Origin of the sequence: Undibacterium parvum (genome assembly GCF_003955735.1) — a bacterium.
Classification (GTDB): Bacteria; Pseudomonadota; Gammaproteobacteria; order Burkholderiales; family Burkholderiaceae_D; genus Undibacterium; species Undibacterium parvum.
On the sequence record NZ_CP034464.1, the window covers coordinates 2860176 to 2875884 of the forward strand.

Consider the following 15709-nt stretch of genomic DNA (forward strand, 5'->3'; position numbering starts at 1 on the left):
AGAAAATTTCGAGATGGACGCCGTTTATTGGCGCGCATTGCGGGCGTTTGAGGGTTTCTGTGCGCTACTGAAATTACTGCGCCATGGATTGATATCGAGCCCACCACGTCTGGTATAACGGGCGTACACCGAGAGTTTTTGTGGTGCGCATTGCTGCATAATGTCGGTAAAAATACGCTCTACACATTGCTCATGAAATTCATTGTGTTCGCGAAATCCTATCAGGTATTTGAGTAGACCTTCCTGATCGATAGGCGCACCGACATAGCGTATCTGCACGCTGCCCCAATCCGGTTGCCCGGTTACCAGGCAGTTTGATTTTAGCAGATGCGAGACTAGGGTTTCCTCTACCGGTGCGACCAGATTATCGCACTTGAGTAAAGATGGATTGGGGGCATAGCTATCGACTTCTATATCGAGTCGGTCGATTAAAATACCGTCTAACTCTTGCATAGACAGTTTGGAAAAGTCTTCTTGCATCAGCAGGCTTACTTGCACCCCAGCCCCGAAGCCGGCCGATAAATCGGTACGCAGTAAGTTCAATAGTGCGTCCGTGTCCGCTAACTTGGTCTGGTTAAAGGAATTCAAATACAGCTTAAAAGACTTGGATTCTATGATGTTGGCAGAATCGGCTGGCGCCATAATCGTGGCGATCGCCACTTGCGGCTTGCCGCGCAGATTTAGCCAGGAGACTTCATAGGCATTCCAAATATCCATGCCGAAAAAGGGCAAGTTGTTGCTGATGCCAATTTCCTGACGCTTGTCCGCCCTAGGGATAGGGAATAGTAGCGAGGCATCATACTGCGTGGTGTAGCTGGCAGTTTTCCCTAGCGTGGATTGTTCCGGCTGGTTGTGGTTATTCGTGTTCATAGGGCATTACTAAGGGGCTTAACCTAAAAAGAGTTGGTAGACTGGATTATTGCTTTCGTCCCAGTAGCGATAGCCTAGCGTGTTCAAAAATTCTTTGAAGGCTTTCATTTCTTTTTTCGGAACCTGCAAGCCGACCAAAGTTCTGCCGTAATCGGCGCCGTGGTTGCGGTAGTGGAATAGGCTGATATTCCAATTCGGTGCCATGCTGTTTAAGAAACGCATCAAGGCTCCCGGGCGTTCCGGGAACTCAAAGCGATATAGCAACTCATTTTCCGCCAAAGCACTCTTGCCGCCAACTAAATGGCGTATGTGTAGTTTGGCCAATTCATCGTCAGTTAAATCCAAAGTTGGAAAACCATTTTTGACGAAATTTTTCGCGATTTTTTCAGATTCACCACGATTTGTTACCTGGATACCTACAAAGATGTGCGCCGCTTTTTGATCGCTGATGCGGTAGTTAAATTCGGTGATGTTGCGCTCACCTATGGTTTCGCAGAAGCGTCTAAAGCTGCCGCGCGCTTCCGGTATCGTGACGGCAAATACCGCTTCTCTGGCCTCACCAATTTCTGCACGCTCGGCAACGAAACGCAAGCGGTCAAAGTTCATGTTAGCACCGCAGGCGATGGTCACCATGTTCTCGTTTTTCAACGGTTTTTTATTTGCTTTAGCGCGTTCTATGTAGGCCTTGCAGCCGGCAATCGCCAGCGCGCCGGCTGGTTCTAAAATACTGCGGGTATCTTGAAACACATCTTTGATCGCAGCGCATACGGCATCGGTATCGACCAGTATCACTTCATCGACATAGAGTTGCGCGAGACGGAAAGTCTCCTCGCCTACCAATTTAACTGCCGTGCCATCCGAGAACAAGCCCACATCGGTCAGAGCGACGCGTTTTCCGGCGGCTAAGCTGCGCGCCATGGCGTCGGAATCGACACTTTGTACTCCGATAATTTTGATGTCCGGTCGTACTGCCTTTACATAGGCGGAGACGCCTGCGATCAGGCCGCCACCGCCGATAGCGACAAAGATCGCGTGTATTGGCGCTGCGTGTTGACGCAAAATTTCCATGCCTACCGTGCCTTGACCGGCGATCACATCCGGATCGTCAAAAGGATGGACGAAGGTCAGCTTGTGCTTTTTCTCAAGAGTTAAAGCATGTTCATACGAATCGCTATACGAATCACCGTGCAGCACGATCTCAACAAACTCGCCACCATGCGTGCGTACCGCATCAATTTTTACCGCCGGTGTAGTGGTTGGCATCACAATCACGGCTTTGCATTTGACGCGCGCTGCGCTCAGTGCCACGCCTTGCGCATGATTGCCGGCCGAGGCGCAAATCACACCACGCTTGAGCTGTGCCGCGTTCAGGTGGGCAATCTTATTGTAGGCACCGCGTAGCTTGAAGCTAAACACGCTTTGCATGTCTTCGCGTTTGAAGTGAATCCTGTTTTCCATGCGTGCTGATAGGCTAGGAGCAAACTCCAGCGGAGTCTCTATGGCAACGTCGTAGACGCGCGCCGTAAGGATTTTTTTCAGGTAATCAGTTGTCATGAATAGGCCACATGTTGAAAGTTCGAAGCGATTAAATTTGTCTCATTATAATGTATGGTTTTATAAAGCCTGAGGATCACGATGGTCGTTGCTGCGGTTTACTGGTTATTGGGCGTGCTGGCGCTACCGCAAGTTGGCTTGAGCGCGGTCTTTCTGATCAGTTTTATTTCCGCCACTTTATTGCCTTTGGGTTCAGAACCTACCGTGTTTGCGGTCATCAGCGCCAATCCCTCTTTGTATTGGTCGGTGATCGCGGTGGCCACTTTGGGGAACTCACTCGGTGGCGTGGTTGACTATTGGATGGGCTATTATGCCAAGCAGACTTTTGCCGCCGAGCGCACCAGCCGGTGGTTTGCTTACCTGAGCCGATTTGGTGCCAAAACCATGTTGCTGGCGTGGCTGCCGGTGATTGGCGACCCCATGTGCACGCTGGCCGGTTGGCTTAAATTGCCGTTTTGGCCCAGCGTGATGTACATGACAATAGGGAAATTTTTGCGCTACATCAGCATGACCTGGTTCTTGCTTAGTCTGCCTACAGGCTTTTGGACGGCCTTGGGAGAGTGGTTTTTTTGAAAAACCGCTCTAATACCAATTTTAATACCAGTTTCCAGTGAAATTTCTCACCTAAACATATACTAGGGGAGGGTATATTTTTTAGCCCTTGCTGCGTATGCGCAATTGGCATTGTTTTTACATATACCCCCATAGTAGTGAAAAACAGCAGCCTGACCACTTGCCAAATATTCTTAGGTGAAAATCTAATTTCCCCCCATTAAATACTTTGTTAAGGCGTAGCGACTGTAGGGCTGTTCGCTCATGGTGCATCGCAATACGCTAGAATGGCTGAATTCTGTCTTTACGCTTTTTAAATTGTTTTTTTAAATTTTCTTACTCATATCGTCGGTCGAGTTACGGTTCGCCATCCTCAGCCTTCAGTCTAAAAGATCCCACTGATGAATGCTCCAGCACAAATCCAGGCCTTACTCTCTGATGCGCCTAACTCCGCCAACACGGCTAGCAGCAGCCGCGTGCGCGAAATTCCGTATAACTACACCTCATTCTCCGACCGTGAGATCGTGATCCGCTTGCTCGGTGACGATGCCTGGCAATTACTCGATCAGTTACGCGGCAAACGCCAGACCGGGCGTTCGGCGCGCATGTTGTACGAAGTCTTGGGTGATATCTGGGTGGTGCGGCGCAATCCCTATCTGCAAGACGATATGCTGGACAATCCCAAGCGTAGGCAAGAGCTGATCGATGCCCTCAATCACCGGCTGGCGGAAGTCGAGAAGCGCCGCCTCAGCACGGCGAGCGATGCCGATGCCGAGCGCAGCAATAGCGTAGAGATCCTGGTGCTGGCGGCGCGCAAAGCGGTGGCAGCTTTCTCGCAAGAGTTTCGCGATACTTATGATTTGCGCAAAAAAGCCAGTAAATTATTGGCCAAATACACCGCTAAAGACAATATCAAGTTTGATGGCTTAAGCCGCGTTTCTCACGTGACCGACGCCACCGATTGGCGTGTCGAATATCCTTTCGTGGTCTTGACACCGGACACCGAAGATGAAATGGCTGGCCTGGTCAAGAGTTGTATCACCTTAGGTTTGACGATAATCCCGCGCGGCGGCGGAACCGGTTACACCGGTGGCGCCATTCCTTTGACGCCGTTTTCGGCCGTCATCAATACCGAAAAGCTGGAACAGCTCGGCGCGGTCGAGATGACCATGCTGCCTGGCGTAGACCGCGAATATGCGACGATTTACTCCGGTGCCGGGGTCGTCACCAAGCGCGTCTCTGATGCCGCTGATAAAGCCGGTTTTGTGTTTGCGGTTGATCCGACCTCGGCTGAAGCTTCTTGCGTAGGCGGTAACGTCGCCATGAATGCTGGCGGTAAAAAGGCCGTGTTGTGGGGCACTGCGCTCGATAACCTGGCGTCCTGGAAAATGGTCGACCCGAATGGCGACTGGCTGGAAGTGACGCGTCTCGAGCACAATTTAGGCAAGATCCATGATGCGCCTATGGCCAAGTTCAAGCTTGAGTGGCGCCATCCTGGCGAGAGCAAAGTTTTCAAAACTGAGCAGCTCGATATCCCTGGCCGCAGCTTCCGCAAAGAAGGCTTGGGCAAAGACGTTACCGATAAATTTTTGTCCGGTTTGCCGGGCGTGCAAAAAGAAGGTTGCGATGGCCTGATCACCTCGGCGCGCTGGATCTTGCATAAGATGCCGAAGTTCACGCGCACTGTTTGTCTGGAATTTTTCGGCCAGGCACGTGATGCGATTCCTAGTATTGTCGAGATCAAAGATTACCTCGATGCAGAAACCAAAAAAGGCGGTGCGATTTTGGCTGGCCTCGAGCATCTGGACGAGCGTTATCTGCGTGCGGTCGGTTACACCACTAAATCCAAGCGTGGCGTCTTGCCCAAGATGGCTTTGTTCGGTGACATCGTCGGTGATGATGAAAACGCGGTAGCGCAAGCCGCATCAGAAGTGATACGCATCGCCAACACCCGCGTCGGTGAAGGCTTTGTGGCCGTCAGTCCGGAAGCGCGCAAAAAATTCTGGCTCGATCGCGCCAAAACCGCGGCGATCTCCAAGCATACCAATGCCTTCAAAATCAATGAAGACGTGGTGATCCCGCTCAATCGCATGGGCGAATACACCGATGGCATAGAACGCATCAATATTGAACTCTCGATACAAAACAAGCTGGCGCTGGTGGCCGAGCTGAAATCCTTCTTCGCCAAAGATCATCTACCACTAGGCAAGAGCGAAGATGTTGACGGTGATGATATTCCGGCAGCCGAACTGCTGGAGGATCGCGTCAATCAAGCCGATAGCCTGCTGCAAGCGGCCGAGGCGCGCTGGACTTATTTGCTGAATAATCTGGATAAGCCACTGAGCGATGCCAAGAGCGAAATGCTGGCGCTGGGCCTGGATAAGTTGGAATTTGTTTTCGATCAGCGACTCTTAAGTCAACCAGACGCCACCGTGTTTTCTATCGTTCAGGATCGCACCGTGCGCATCTCCTGGAAGGCCGAAATTCGCGCTGTCTTGCGTCAGATTTTCAATGGTGCAGCGTTCAAGCTCATTCTTGACGAGTGCACGGCCATGCACAAGGCGGTATTACGTAGCCGCGTGTTCGTCGCCCTGCACATGCATGCCGGTGACGGTAACGTGCATACGAATATCCCAGTCAATTCGGATAACTATGCGATGTTGCAAGTGGCGCATCACGCGGTGGCGCGCATCATGGTGCTGGCGCGCTCACTCGATGGTGTAATTTCTGGCGAACACGGTATCGGTATCACCAAGCTTGAATATCTGACTGAAGACGAGATCAAGGATTTCCGTGCGTATAAATTGCGTATCGATCCTGAAGGCCGTTTTAATAAAGGTAAGCTGCTTAATCTGCCGGAGTTTGCCGCCGATCTACGTAATGCCTACACGCCGTCGTTTGGCTTGATGGGGCACGAGTCGCTGATCATGCAACAAAGCGATATCGGCGCGATCGCCAATAGCGTCAAGGATTGTCTGCGTTGCGGTAAATGCAAACCAGTGTGCGCCACTCACGTGCCGCGCGCCAATTTGCTGTATTCACCACGCAATAAGATTCTCGCCACTTCCTTGTTGGTAGAGGCCTTCCTGTATGAAGAGCAAACCCGGCGCGGCATTTCGATTAAGCATTGGGATGAATTCTCGGATGTGGCGGATCACTGCACGGTCTGCCATAAGTGCGCTAATCCCTGCCCGGTCGATATTGATTTCGGCGATGTCTCCATGAATATGCGCAATCTCTTGCGCAAGATGGGACAAAAGAAATTTAATCCTGGCACTGCCGCTTCCATGTTCTTCTTGAACGCCACCGATCCAGCGACCATCAATGCCACGCGTACCGTCATGATAGGCTGGGGTTATCAGGCGCAGCGTTTCGGTCATGATCTGCTGAAAAAGTTTGTCAAAAAGCAGACCAAGACGCCACCGGCAACGGTAGGCAGGGCGCCGATCAAAGAACAGGTGATCCATTTCATCAATAAGAAAATGCCGGGTAATCTGCCGAAGAAAACCGCGCGTGCCTTACTCGATATTGAGGATGACAAGATCGTCCCGATTATCCGCGATCCGCAAACCACGACGGCCGATACCGAAGCGGTGTTTTACTTCCCCGGCTGCGGCTCCGAGCGCTTGTTCTCGCAAGTTGGTTTGGCAACGCAAGCGATGCTGTGGAATGTCGGCGTGCAAACGGTGTTGCCGCCGGGTTATTTGTGTTGCGGTTACCCGCAACGCGGTAATGGCCAGTTCGACAAAGCTGAGAAAATGATGACGGATAACCGCGTGTTATTCCATCGCATGGCCAATACGCTCAACTATCTCGACATCAAGACCGTGATCGTCTCTTGCGGCACTTGCTACGATCAGTTGGCGACCTATGAGTTCGATAAGATTTTCCCTGGCTGCCGCATCATCGACATCCATGAATACCTGATGGAAAAGAACGTCAAGCTGGCCGGGGTAGAAGGTACGCGTTATATGTACCATGAGCCTTGCCATAACCCTATGAAGTTGCAAGAGTCGGGTAAGACCATCAATGCCCTGATTAGCACGGTAGATAACGTCAAGATCGAAAAAAATGAACGTTGCTGCGGTGAGTCCGGCACGCTGGCAGTCAGCCGTCCTGATATCTCTACCCAAGTGCGTTTCCGCAAGGAAGAAGAGATGCAAAAAGGCGCGGATAAATTGCGCGACGATGGCTTCAAGGGCGATGTGAAGATCCTCACGTCTTGCCCGTCCTGCCTGCAAGGGCTGAGCCGTTACAACGACGATTCCGACACCACAGCCGACTATATCGTGGTGGAGATGGCGAAACATATACTGGGGCCAAACTGGATGCCGGAATACGTCGCCAAGGCAAATAACGGCGGTATCGAAAGGGTATTGGTGTGACGCTAGCCTGTGAATTATGCGCGGCCGCTGGCGGCGAACTGCTGCACGCCACTGAAAAGTGGCGGGTCGTGCTGGTGGATGATGCCAATTACCCGGGATTTTGCCGGGTCATCTGGAACGCGCATGTCAAGGAAATGACTGATTTATCCGAGCCTGAGCGTAACGAGCTGATGGCAGCGGTCTGGATCGTCGAGCAAGCGGTGCGTGACGTCATGCTGCCGCATAAGATTAATCTGGCCAGTTTTGGCAATATGGTGCCGCATATGCATTGGCATATCATCCCTCGCTATGCAGAGGATGCGCATTTCCCTCATCCGGTATGGGCCGTCGCCAAGCCCGTCTTGCCTGATGTTAGTGCTAGATTGGCCTTATTGCCTATGCTGCGCGAAGAATTGTTAAAGCGCCTAAAATAAGCGACATCGATTGCCACCGTGGCCAATGACTATCATTGGACAGCGCGGCCAACAGAATTAACAGGATAGCCATGAACGCGCCAAAAAAATTGATCCCCACCCCAGCGCCTACCGCGCTCAACGTCCGTACCCAGTCGCGCGTACTGGAAATAAATTTTGACGATGGTAAAGAGTTTTCCCTGCCGTTCGAATTATTGCGCGTGTATTCGCCTTCGGCTGAAGTGCGCGGGCATGGCATAGGCCAGGAAACGCTACAAACCGGTAAGCGCGAAATAGCTATGACAGGTTTGGAACCAGTTGGTAATTACGCGGTCAAACCCCTGTTCTCAGACGGCCATGAGTCTGGAATTTTCTCCTGGGATTACTTGTATTGGTTAGGTGATAACCAAGGCAGTCTGTGGCTAGATTACATGGAAAGACTGCATGCAGCCGGACATCCTGAAGATAGTGGCCGTGATTTTACGGCACAGATCAAGTCTGGCGGCTCTTGCGGAAGCAAGCATTAAGTAGTCCGCTGTTACCGCTAAGGCGCTTGGTCGGGCATCAGGCTTAGCCTATAATGCTGGCAATTCGACCCCGCAGATGCTACTTGCTGCGCACCACATAAGGGCTAAAACATGAGCAATACCACCCATTTCGGTTACGCTACCGTAGAAGAAGATCAAAAAGTCCACGAAGTGGCAAAGGTCTTCCATTCGGTCGCGGCTAAATACGATGTCATGAACGACTTGATGTCGGCTGGTTTGCATCGCGTCTGGAAAATTTTCACGATCGCGCAGGCGGGCGTGCGTCCGGGCTTTAAAGTGCTCGATATTGCTGGCGGTACCGGCGATCTGGCCAAAGAATTTGTCAAGCAAGCCGGCAAGAGTGGTGAAGTCTGGCATACCGATATCAATGAGTCCATGTTAAGAGTCGGGCGCGACAGGCTCTTGAATAAAGGTCTGATCACCCCCACTTTATTATGTGACGCAGAAAAATTACCGTTCCCGGATAATTACTTTGACCGTGTTAGCGTGGCTTTTGGTTTGCGCAATATGACGCACAAGGATCAGGCTTTGGCAGAAATGCGCCGGGTCTTGAAACCAGGCGGAAAATTACTGGTACTGGAATTTTCCAAGGTGCCGGAGATTATGCAAAAACCTTATGATCTTTACTCATTCAAGGTCTTGCCTTGGCTGGGACAAAAAATCGCCAATGACTCGGAAAGTTACCGTTATCTGGCAGAATCGATACGCATGCATCCAGATCAGGAAACTTTGAAGGGCATGATGCAAGAGGCAGGCTTGGAAAGAGTTGAATATTTTAATTTGACCGCAGGTGTCGCTGCGCTGCATGTAGGCGTTAAGTTTTAAGCAAATTTTTAGGAGTAACAAATGAAGAAATTTCTATTCGCAATGATGTTGATGGCGGGTGCCTTGAGCATGACGATCGCTGATGCCGAAGCCAAGCGCATGGGTGGTGGCGGCTCGGCTGGACGCCAATCAAGCAATGTCTCACGTCAGGCGGCTCCTGCTGCACCTAGTCAGGCTAAACCTGCTGCGGCTCCCAATGCGGCACCAGGTGCGACTCCACCGAAACCGGCTAGTCCTTGGAAGGGTATCGTCGGCGGTTTGATCGGCGGTGCCTTATTGGGCGCGATGTTCTCGCATTTAGGTTTGGGTGCTGGCTTGGCGAGTGCTTTGGGCTCTATCTTGCCGATGTTGCTGTTGGCTGGCGCTGCCTTCTTCCTGTATCGCATGTACCAAAATCGTAAAGGCGGCGGCGCTGCGCCTTCGGCTTTTTCTCAGCCGTCCTACGCTGGCGCCTCATCGACGGCCTTGCCTGAGATCGGTTCGCGTATAGAGCCACAGTCTTTCCAATCGAACTCATCGAGCTTCGGTTCTGCCGCTGCCGGCAGTGCTGCAGATCAGGGCACCTGGAGTATTCCTGCTGATTTCGATGTGCCAGGCTTCTTACGCAATGCCAAGACCTATTTTATTCGCTTGCAAGCAGCATGGGATAAGGCCGACATCAACGATATTCGTGAGTTCACGACCGCCGAGATGTTTGCTGAAATTAAATTGCAAATTCAAGAGCGCGGCGCTACTGCCAATGTGACTGACGTGGTCACGGTCGATGCGGAGTTGCTCGGTCTTGAGACCGTAGGCAATGAGTATCTGGCCAGCGTTAAGTTTAGCGGCATGATCAAAGAAGACGCCAATGCCCCAGCAGAAGCCTTTAAAGAAGTCTGGAATCTGACTAAGCCTTTGAATGGTCAAGGCGGTTGGACTTTGGCAGGCATACAACAACTGTAATTTTTACCCGCTTAGTTTGCCTAAGCAGCGCGTTAAGCCCAAGTTTAATTAAACTCAGGCTCGCTGGGCGGGATAAACTGTTAAACTTGAAACCGCTCATGATTTTCATGGGCGGTTTTTTTATTCCATTATGATTCCTCTCTCTCCACCCTTCGCTCTCTTCGTGAATCACTTGCTGGCGCAAGAATCCTGGGCCAGAAGTAAATTGCAAAAACACGCAGGCAAGGTCGCCTGCATCGATCTGCAACTGTTTTCCCTTAGCCTACAAATTAGTGGCGATGGTCTGCTGCAAGCGGCTGCTAGCGAGGCGCTTGCGGATGTCACGATACGCCTGCAAGCGGCCGATCTGCCCTTGATTGCGCAAAACCGTGAGCACGCTTTTTCTTACGTGAAAATCGAAGGCGATGCCGATTTTGCCAACAGCATCTCGCATCTGAGCCAAAACCTGCGCTGGGAAGCAGAAGAAGATCTGAGTAAATTATTCGGTGATGTGGCAGCGCTACGCATGGTGAACACCGCAAAATCTCTGTTCGAGACGGTCAAGCAAGCCCATCAAAACCTGCAAGAGAATCTGGCAGAATATTTTCTGGAAGAGCAGCCCATGCTGGTGCGCCCGGTGGCGGTGCAGGCATTTGGCGCAGAAGTAAATAAAATACGCGATGATACTGAGCGCCTCATGAAGCGTATCGCCAAATTAGAAAGGTCGTTGTAAATGGTGTTGAAATTTTTAAGGCTGCTAAAGATCGTTAGAGTCGCGGTACGCTATGGTATTGATGAAATCGCCATGTCTGGTTTGCCTGTGCCGCGTACCGCCCGCTTCATCGAAGCTTTGCTGTTTTGGCGCGACCTGTCGGCGCCGCGTGGCGAGCGCCTGCGTAAGGCTTTAGAAGATCTCGGTCCTATCTTCGTTAAGTTCGGTCAGGTCTTGTCGACCCGCCGTGATCTGATGCCACCCGATATCGCCGATGAGCTAGCCCGCTTGCAAGACCGCGTGCCGGCTTTCGATACCGATCTGGCGATCGCCCAGATCGTCAAATCCTTAGGCGCGCATCCCGATCAATTGTTTGCTAGTTTTGATCGCGTACCGGTGGCCTCGGCTTCAATCGCGCAAGTCCATTTTGCCACCCTCAAAGACGGGCGCGAAGCTGCGGTTAAGGTGCTGCGTCCGGGCATGAAGGGCGCGATCGATAACGACGTCGCCCTGATGCAGATCGCGGCTGGCTGGCTGGAGTTTTTATGGGCCGACGGTAAACGCCTGAAACCCAAAGAAGTGGTGGCCGAGTTCGATAAATATCTGCACGATGAGTTAGATCTGATGCGTGAGGCCGCCAATGGTAGCCAGTTGCGTCGCAATTTTGCCGATTCTGATTTGCTGCTGGTGCCAGAGATGTACTGGGATTATTGCTCGCCCTCGGTGATCGTGATGCAGCGCATGCACGGCATCCCGATTTCGCAGCTGGATAGATTACGTGAAGCCGGTGTCGATCTGCAAAAACTCTCACGCGATGGTGTCACCATCTTTTTTACGCAGATCTTCCGCGACGGTTTTTTCCATGCCGATATGCATCCGGGTAACATCCTGGTTTCTACCGAACCTGCCACTTTTGGGCGCTATATCGCACTCGATTTCGGTATCGTCGGCACCCTCAATGACTTCGATAAAGACTATCTATCACAAAACTTTTTGGCCTTTTTTCAGCGCGATTACAAGCGCGTGGCCGAGGCGCACATAGAATCAGGCTGGGCTCCGAAAGAGACCCGCGTCGATGAATTAGAAGCGGCCGTGCGCGCCTGCTGCGAACCTATTTTCGATAGACCGCTGAAAGATATTTCTTTCGGTCAGATCTTGCTCAGACTGTTTCAGACCTCGCGCCGCTTCAATGTAGAAGTGCAGCCGCAATTGGTCTTGCTGCAAAAAACTTTGTTGAATATTGAGGGCCTGGGGCGGCAACTTGACCCCGAACTCGATCTCTGGAAAACCGCCAAACCGTATCTGGAGCGCTGGATGAGCGAGCAAATCGGCTGGCGCGGCTTGTTTGAAAAACTCAAGGCCGAGGCACCGCGCTACAGCCATATCTTCCCGCAATTGCCGCGGCTAGCGCATCAAGCGCTGACGCGTGCTGCTGAGCCACCACAAAATAATGCGATGTTGGCGGCCTTGTTGCTTGAACAGCGTGCCACCAATCGCTTGTTGCGCACCATAATTTACTTCGGTGCAGGCCTGCTAGCCGGGCTAGTACTGGCGCAATTTTTCTTTCGCTTCGTCGAGTATTAAGGCACAGTCTATGCAGACATTTTCAGGCAAAGATCCTATGCAACCCGCCTTTTGGGACCAGCGCTTTGAGGCGCAGTTCATGCCCTGGGATAAGGGTGGCGTGCCGCAGGATTTGCAAGAATTTGTGCGCCTGGCAAAGCAGCCCATGGTGAGCCTGATACCCGGTTGCGGTATCGGCTACGAAGCGGCTTTTCTGGCGCAAGCTGGCTGGGATGTGACGGCCATCGATTTCTCACCGGCCGCTGTAGCCAGTGCCAAGGCCGCGATCGGCGCTTGGGCTAAGCACGTGATCGAGGCCGATTTTTTTCAATACCAGCCAGCGCAGAGCCTAGACTTGATCTACGAGCGCGCTTTCCTGTGCGCCCTGCCGCAAGCGATGCGGCCAGCAATCGCCAGCCGCTGGGCTGCATTATTACCGGCCGGTGGCATCCTTGCTGGTTTTTTCTTTCTCGATGATAGCGCCGAACGTAGTTTAAAAGGTCCACCGTTTAGCATCACTAGCGCCGATTTGCAGGCGCTGTTATCGCCGTATTTTGAATTGCAAGAACAGCGTGCCGTTAGCGATTCTATCCCCGTGTTTGTCGGCAAAGAAAGCTGGCAAGTATGGCGACGCCGCAGTGATTAACTTATTAGATTTCTAAATTTAAAAATGCATGCCGCCACAGCGCATATCCCATGCGGGTTTGCGGACAGGCAGGCTGGAAACCCGCATGGAATATGCGCGCTGGGCCAGGCAGCTTTTAAAACTGTTAGCCAGATCAGCGCCGCGACAATAATGAGGCTGCCATGATAAAAACCGATGCCCCGCGCTTCGTCCCCAAGGGCTTAATCCCTACCACCGAACAAGTGGCGATCCAGCTGGCCAAAAATAAGACGGTCATCATCAAGGCCAATGCCGGTGCCGCTAAAACCACCACACTGGCGCTACGCATAGGTGAGGCGATCGCGCGCAAGCTAGAACCCGAAAATATTCTGGCGCTGGTGTTTACGCCAGAAGCTAAAGAGGTCTTAAAAAAACGCCTGCTGGAAATCGGCATACCGGCCACCACCGCCGCCCGCCTGCACGTCGCCAGCTTTAATGATTTTGCCAGTGAGGTGTTAGAGAAAATAGAGCTGCGCAAAGTACCGTACCTGCCGCACAGTAAAGATCTGAAAGACTATGTGATCGCGGCGATGGAAAATCTCAGCGATAAGTGCAGTGAACAACGCAGTGATCAATACGGCGACCAGGTCGAATTTTTAGAGATCAGCACGCATAGTCTGGCGATCAGCCAATTCATCAACGCGCAATTGGCGATGAAGGCTAAGATGTCGCTGCTAGGCGATTTTGAATCGATGGAGCTGGAAGAAGTCAGCACCCTGCTCGGGGTACAACTGGCCGAATATCTGACAGCCATCGAGTATGAGCTAATCCGCCTTGGGAATGATGACCGGGTGCTGTTTCGCGGCCCGTTTGATGCCAGTTACGATCTGGCAAGGATACTTGATGCCGAGCCGTACACCAAAAATCTGCTACCGCGCTATCGCCTGATTTTATGCGATGAGTTGCACGATCTCAATGAGGCATCGTTCCGCATCTTGCTGCATTTGATCGATCCTAGTTATACCTATTTTGTCGGTGCCGGTGATAAGGATCAAGTCATCCATTCCAAGCTCGGCGCCAGTGACGAATACATCAATAGCCGCTTCAAAATGAGCTTTCCGGCCATGGTCAGCTACCCGCTTACCAACTGCTACCGGCATGGCCCGCATCTGGCCTACGCCATGGAGGCGTTTAAAAATAAGCCTATAGAATCACCGCTGGCGCTGCGCACCGAGATCAGTCAGCTCACTTACGATATGCAAGAAAATGGCGATAACAGTGCCTGTGCGGCACAGGTGATAAGCGCCATACAGCGCTGGCATAAGGCCAAACATGCTATTAGTGCTTGCGCGATTCTGGTACGCGAAAGGCATCAGTCTATCGCCATAGAAAACGCCCTGATGCAAGCCGATATTGCCTATCACACGTTGGAGATGAAGAGCTATTTGCAACGCGAAGAGATTTTGTTTTTGCGCGGAGTGATTGCAATCGCTTTGAAAAATTTCGGCAGCGTTAAATCGAAAAAAATCCGTGGCGAGATCTTTGATGCGCTCTTGATTTTTGCCGAAATCAGTCTGGCACCGGGCGAGAATATTGAAGACTTCCGCGCCAGCGCGATCGACACCGAACATACGCCAGAAGCGCTCAGCTGGTTCTTCGCTGGCCGTCTGAGTCAGGATGGCAGTAAGGAGCTCAGGCAACGTCTGCACACCCTGCTGGAGCAGTTGCAAGCTAGCGCAAAAACGCAGAGCGCCGAGCTGGTTTTGGGTGAACTCAATAGCGCGCTGGCGGGCTTACTCGACTATGTGCGTGCGGCCGTAGTGCATGGCCTAGAGTCGCAGGTGTTTGGCGAAGTCGAAGACAGGCTGCAAGAAATTACTGCCTACCTGCAGCGCAGTATTTTGGCCTCAGAAGCGGCGTTGCTATTGCGCGAATTACGCAATAGTCTGCTCAGTCTGCAAAACAGCCTGGATCGCAGCGTAGAGCAGGGCGTCAAGAATCGTATGGTGGCGGTGGTGGCGTATGTCGCCAGCCTGGATGCCGATACGCCAGCCGATGCGGTGTTGCGCGAGATCTGCCGGCTGATCGATATACAAGCGCTGGCCAAGCGCCTGTATGTGCACGCTTACGACGCCATGGTGGTGAGCAAATCGGTGCAAGGTTTTATCGCGGCAGCGGCGCAAACCAAAATGAATCTGCGCGATTTTTCAGTCTGGATAGGCGCCGCCGACGAGTTTATTTCGGCCCGTAAAACCAAGCAATCTGTGTTGCTAGAATGCGCTGCCAACGCCAAGGGCAAAGAGTTCGATCACGTGATCTTGCCTTATCTTGAGAAGAGCGAATTCCCTTTCGCCGGACAGACTTCTACCGAAGAAGAGAATCTGTTTTATGTCGCCGCCACCCGCGCCAAATTGTGCCTGACGCTAATCAGCCCGAAAGAAGAAGCGCAACGCAGCCCCTACATCGCGCGCATGAAAATCAGCGGCAGTAAAGCCCGCGCTGATGCCGCAGTCGACAAAAACGGCGAGCAACTAAGCGGCCCGAACAACAATACCCGCATAGAATTTAAAGCCAATGGCGATGATTGGGCGCTGGCAAAATCGCTAGGCGCGAATTGGGATTTCGCCCGCAAGGTGTTCTACCTAAAAGAAGACCAAGACCCCATGCCCTTCGTCAAGTGGCTACGCAGTCTGGATAGGTTTTAGATTTATTCGGCGCAGCTGCTTGAGCCAATTTCGTAGGCGCAATCCAGATGCGGCTGCTGGCACGATATTGGGCTGGGA

At 52.1% G+C, this 15709-nt stretch carries 12 protein-coding genes; 10 read left to right on the forward strand and 2 right to left on the reverse strand.

Features of this window, described 5'->3' with window-relative positions; translation table 11 throughout:
* Positions 1-24: 24 nt before the first annotated feature.
* Together queF and ilvA are read right to left on the reverse strand one after the other, a co-directional pair.
* A complete protein-coding gene (gene queF, locus EJN92_RS12530; protein WP_126128131.1) occupies positions 25-870 on the reverse strand; it encodes an NADPH-dependent 7-cyano-7-deazaguanine reductase QueF in 846 nt (281 codons plus the stop codon).
* Between the two features lie 18 nt (positions 871-888).
* Positions 889-2424, reverse strand: a complete 1536-nt coding sequence (gene ilvA / locus EJN92_RS12535) for a threonine ammonia-lyase, biosynthetic (RefSeq protein ID WP_126128132.1) — start codon at positions 2422-2424, stop codon at positions 889-891.
* Positions 2425-2505: 81 nt separating this feature from the next.
* Here ilvA and EJN92_RS12540 point away from each other — a divergent pair, with 81 nt between their 5' ends.
* The 10 genes from EJN92_RS12540 (at position 2506) to EJN92_RS12585 (ending at position 15631) form a co-directional block, all read left to right on the forward strand.
* Positions 2506-2997 (forward strand): YqaA family protein, encoded by a 492-nt coding sequence (locus EJN92_RS12540; protein ID WP_126128133.1) that lies wholly within the window; start codon positions 2506-2508, stop codon positions 2995-2997.
* A gap of 380 nt (positions 2998-3377) precedes the next feature.
* Complete coding sequence (locus EJN92_RS12545) at positions 3378-7361, forward strand: DUF3683 domain-containing protein (protein ID WP_126128134.1); 3984 nt, start codon at positions 3378-3380, stop codon at positions 7359-7361.
* Complete coding sequence (locus tag EJN92_RS12550; protein ID WP_407701557.1) at positions 7352-7774, forward strand: HIT family protein; 423 nt, start codon at positions 7352-7354, stop codon at positions 7772-7774. Before EJN92_RS12545 ends, EJN92_RS12550 begins: the two co-directional genes overlap by 10 nt.
* A gap of 71 nt (positions 7775-7845) precedes the next feature.
* Positions 7846-8280: a gamma-butyrobetaine hydroxylase family protein gene (locus EJN92_RS12555; RefSeq protein WP_126128136.1), complete on the forward strand. Its 435-nt coding sequence runs from the start codon at positions 7846-7848 to the stop codon at positions 8278-8280.
* A 111-nt stretch (positions 8281-8391) separates the two neighbouring features.
* Positions 8392-9126: a bifunctional demethylmenaquinone methyltransferase/2-methoxy-6-polyprenyl-1,4-benzoquinol methylase UbiE gene (gene ubiE, locus EJN92_RS12560; RefSeq protein ID WP_126128137.1), complete on the forward strand. Its 735-nt coding sequence runs from the start codon at positions 8392-8394 to the stop codon at positions 9124-9126.
* Between the two features lie 21 nt (positions 9127-9147).
* On the forward strand, positions 9148-10068 hold the full coding sequence (locus EJN92_RS12565; protein WP_126128138.1) for a Tim44 domain-containing protein: 921 nt from the start codon (positions 9148-9150) through the stop codon (positions 10066-10068).
* Between the two features lie 130 nt (positions 10069-10198).
* Positions 10199-10780, forward strand: coding sequence for a ubiquinone biosynthesis accessory factor UbiJ (locus tag EJN92_RS12570; RefSeq protein WP_126128139.1), 582 nt, complete (start codon positions 10199-10201; stop codon positions 10778-10780).
* Entirely contained in the window at positions 10781-12343 is a 1563-nt protein-coding gene (gene ubiB / locus EJN92_RS12575; RefSeq protein WP_126128140.1) for a ubiquinone biosynthesis regulatory protein kinase UbiB, read from the forward strand. It abuts the gene before it with no gap.
* Positions 12344-12353: 10 nt separating this feature from the next.
* Positions 12354-12968 (forward strand): methyltransferase, encoded by a 615-nt coding sequence (locus tag EJN92_RS12580; RefSeq protein ID WP_126128141.1) that lies wholly within the window; start codon positions 12354-12356, stop codon positions 12966-12968.
* Between the two features lie 161 nt (positions 12969-13129).
* Positions 13130-15631, forward strand: coding sequence for a 3'-5' exonuclease (locus EJN92_RS12585; protein ID WP_126128142.1), 2502 nt, complete (start codon positions 13130-13132; stop codon positions 15629-15631).
* Positions 15632-15709 lie beyond the last annotated feature (78 nt).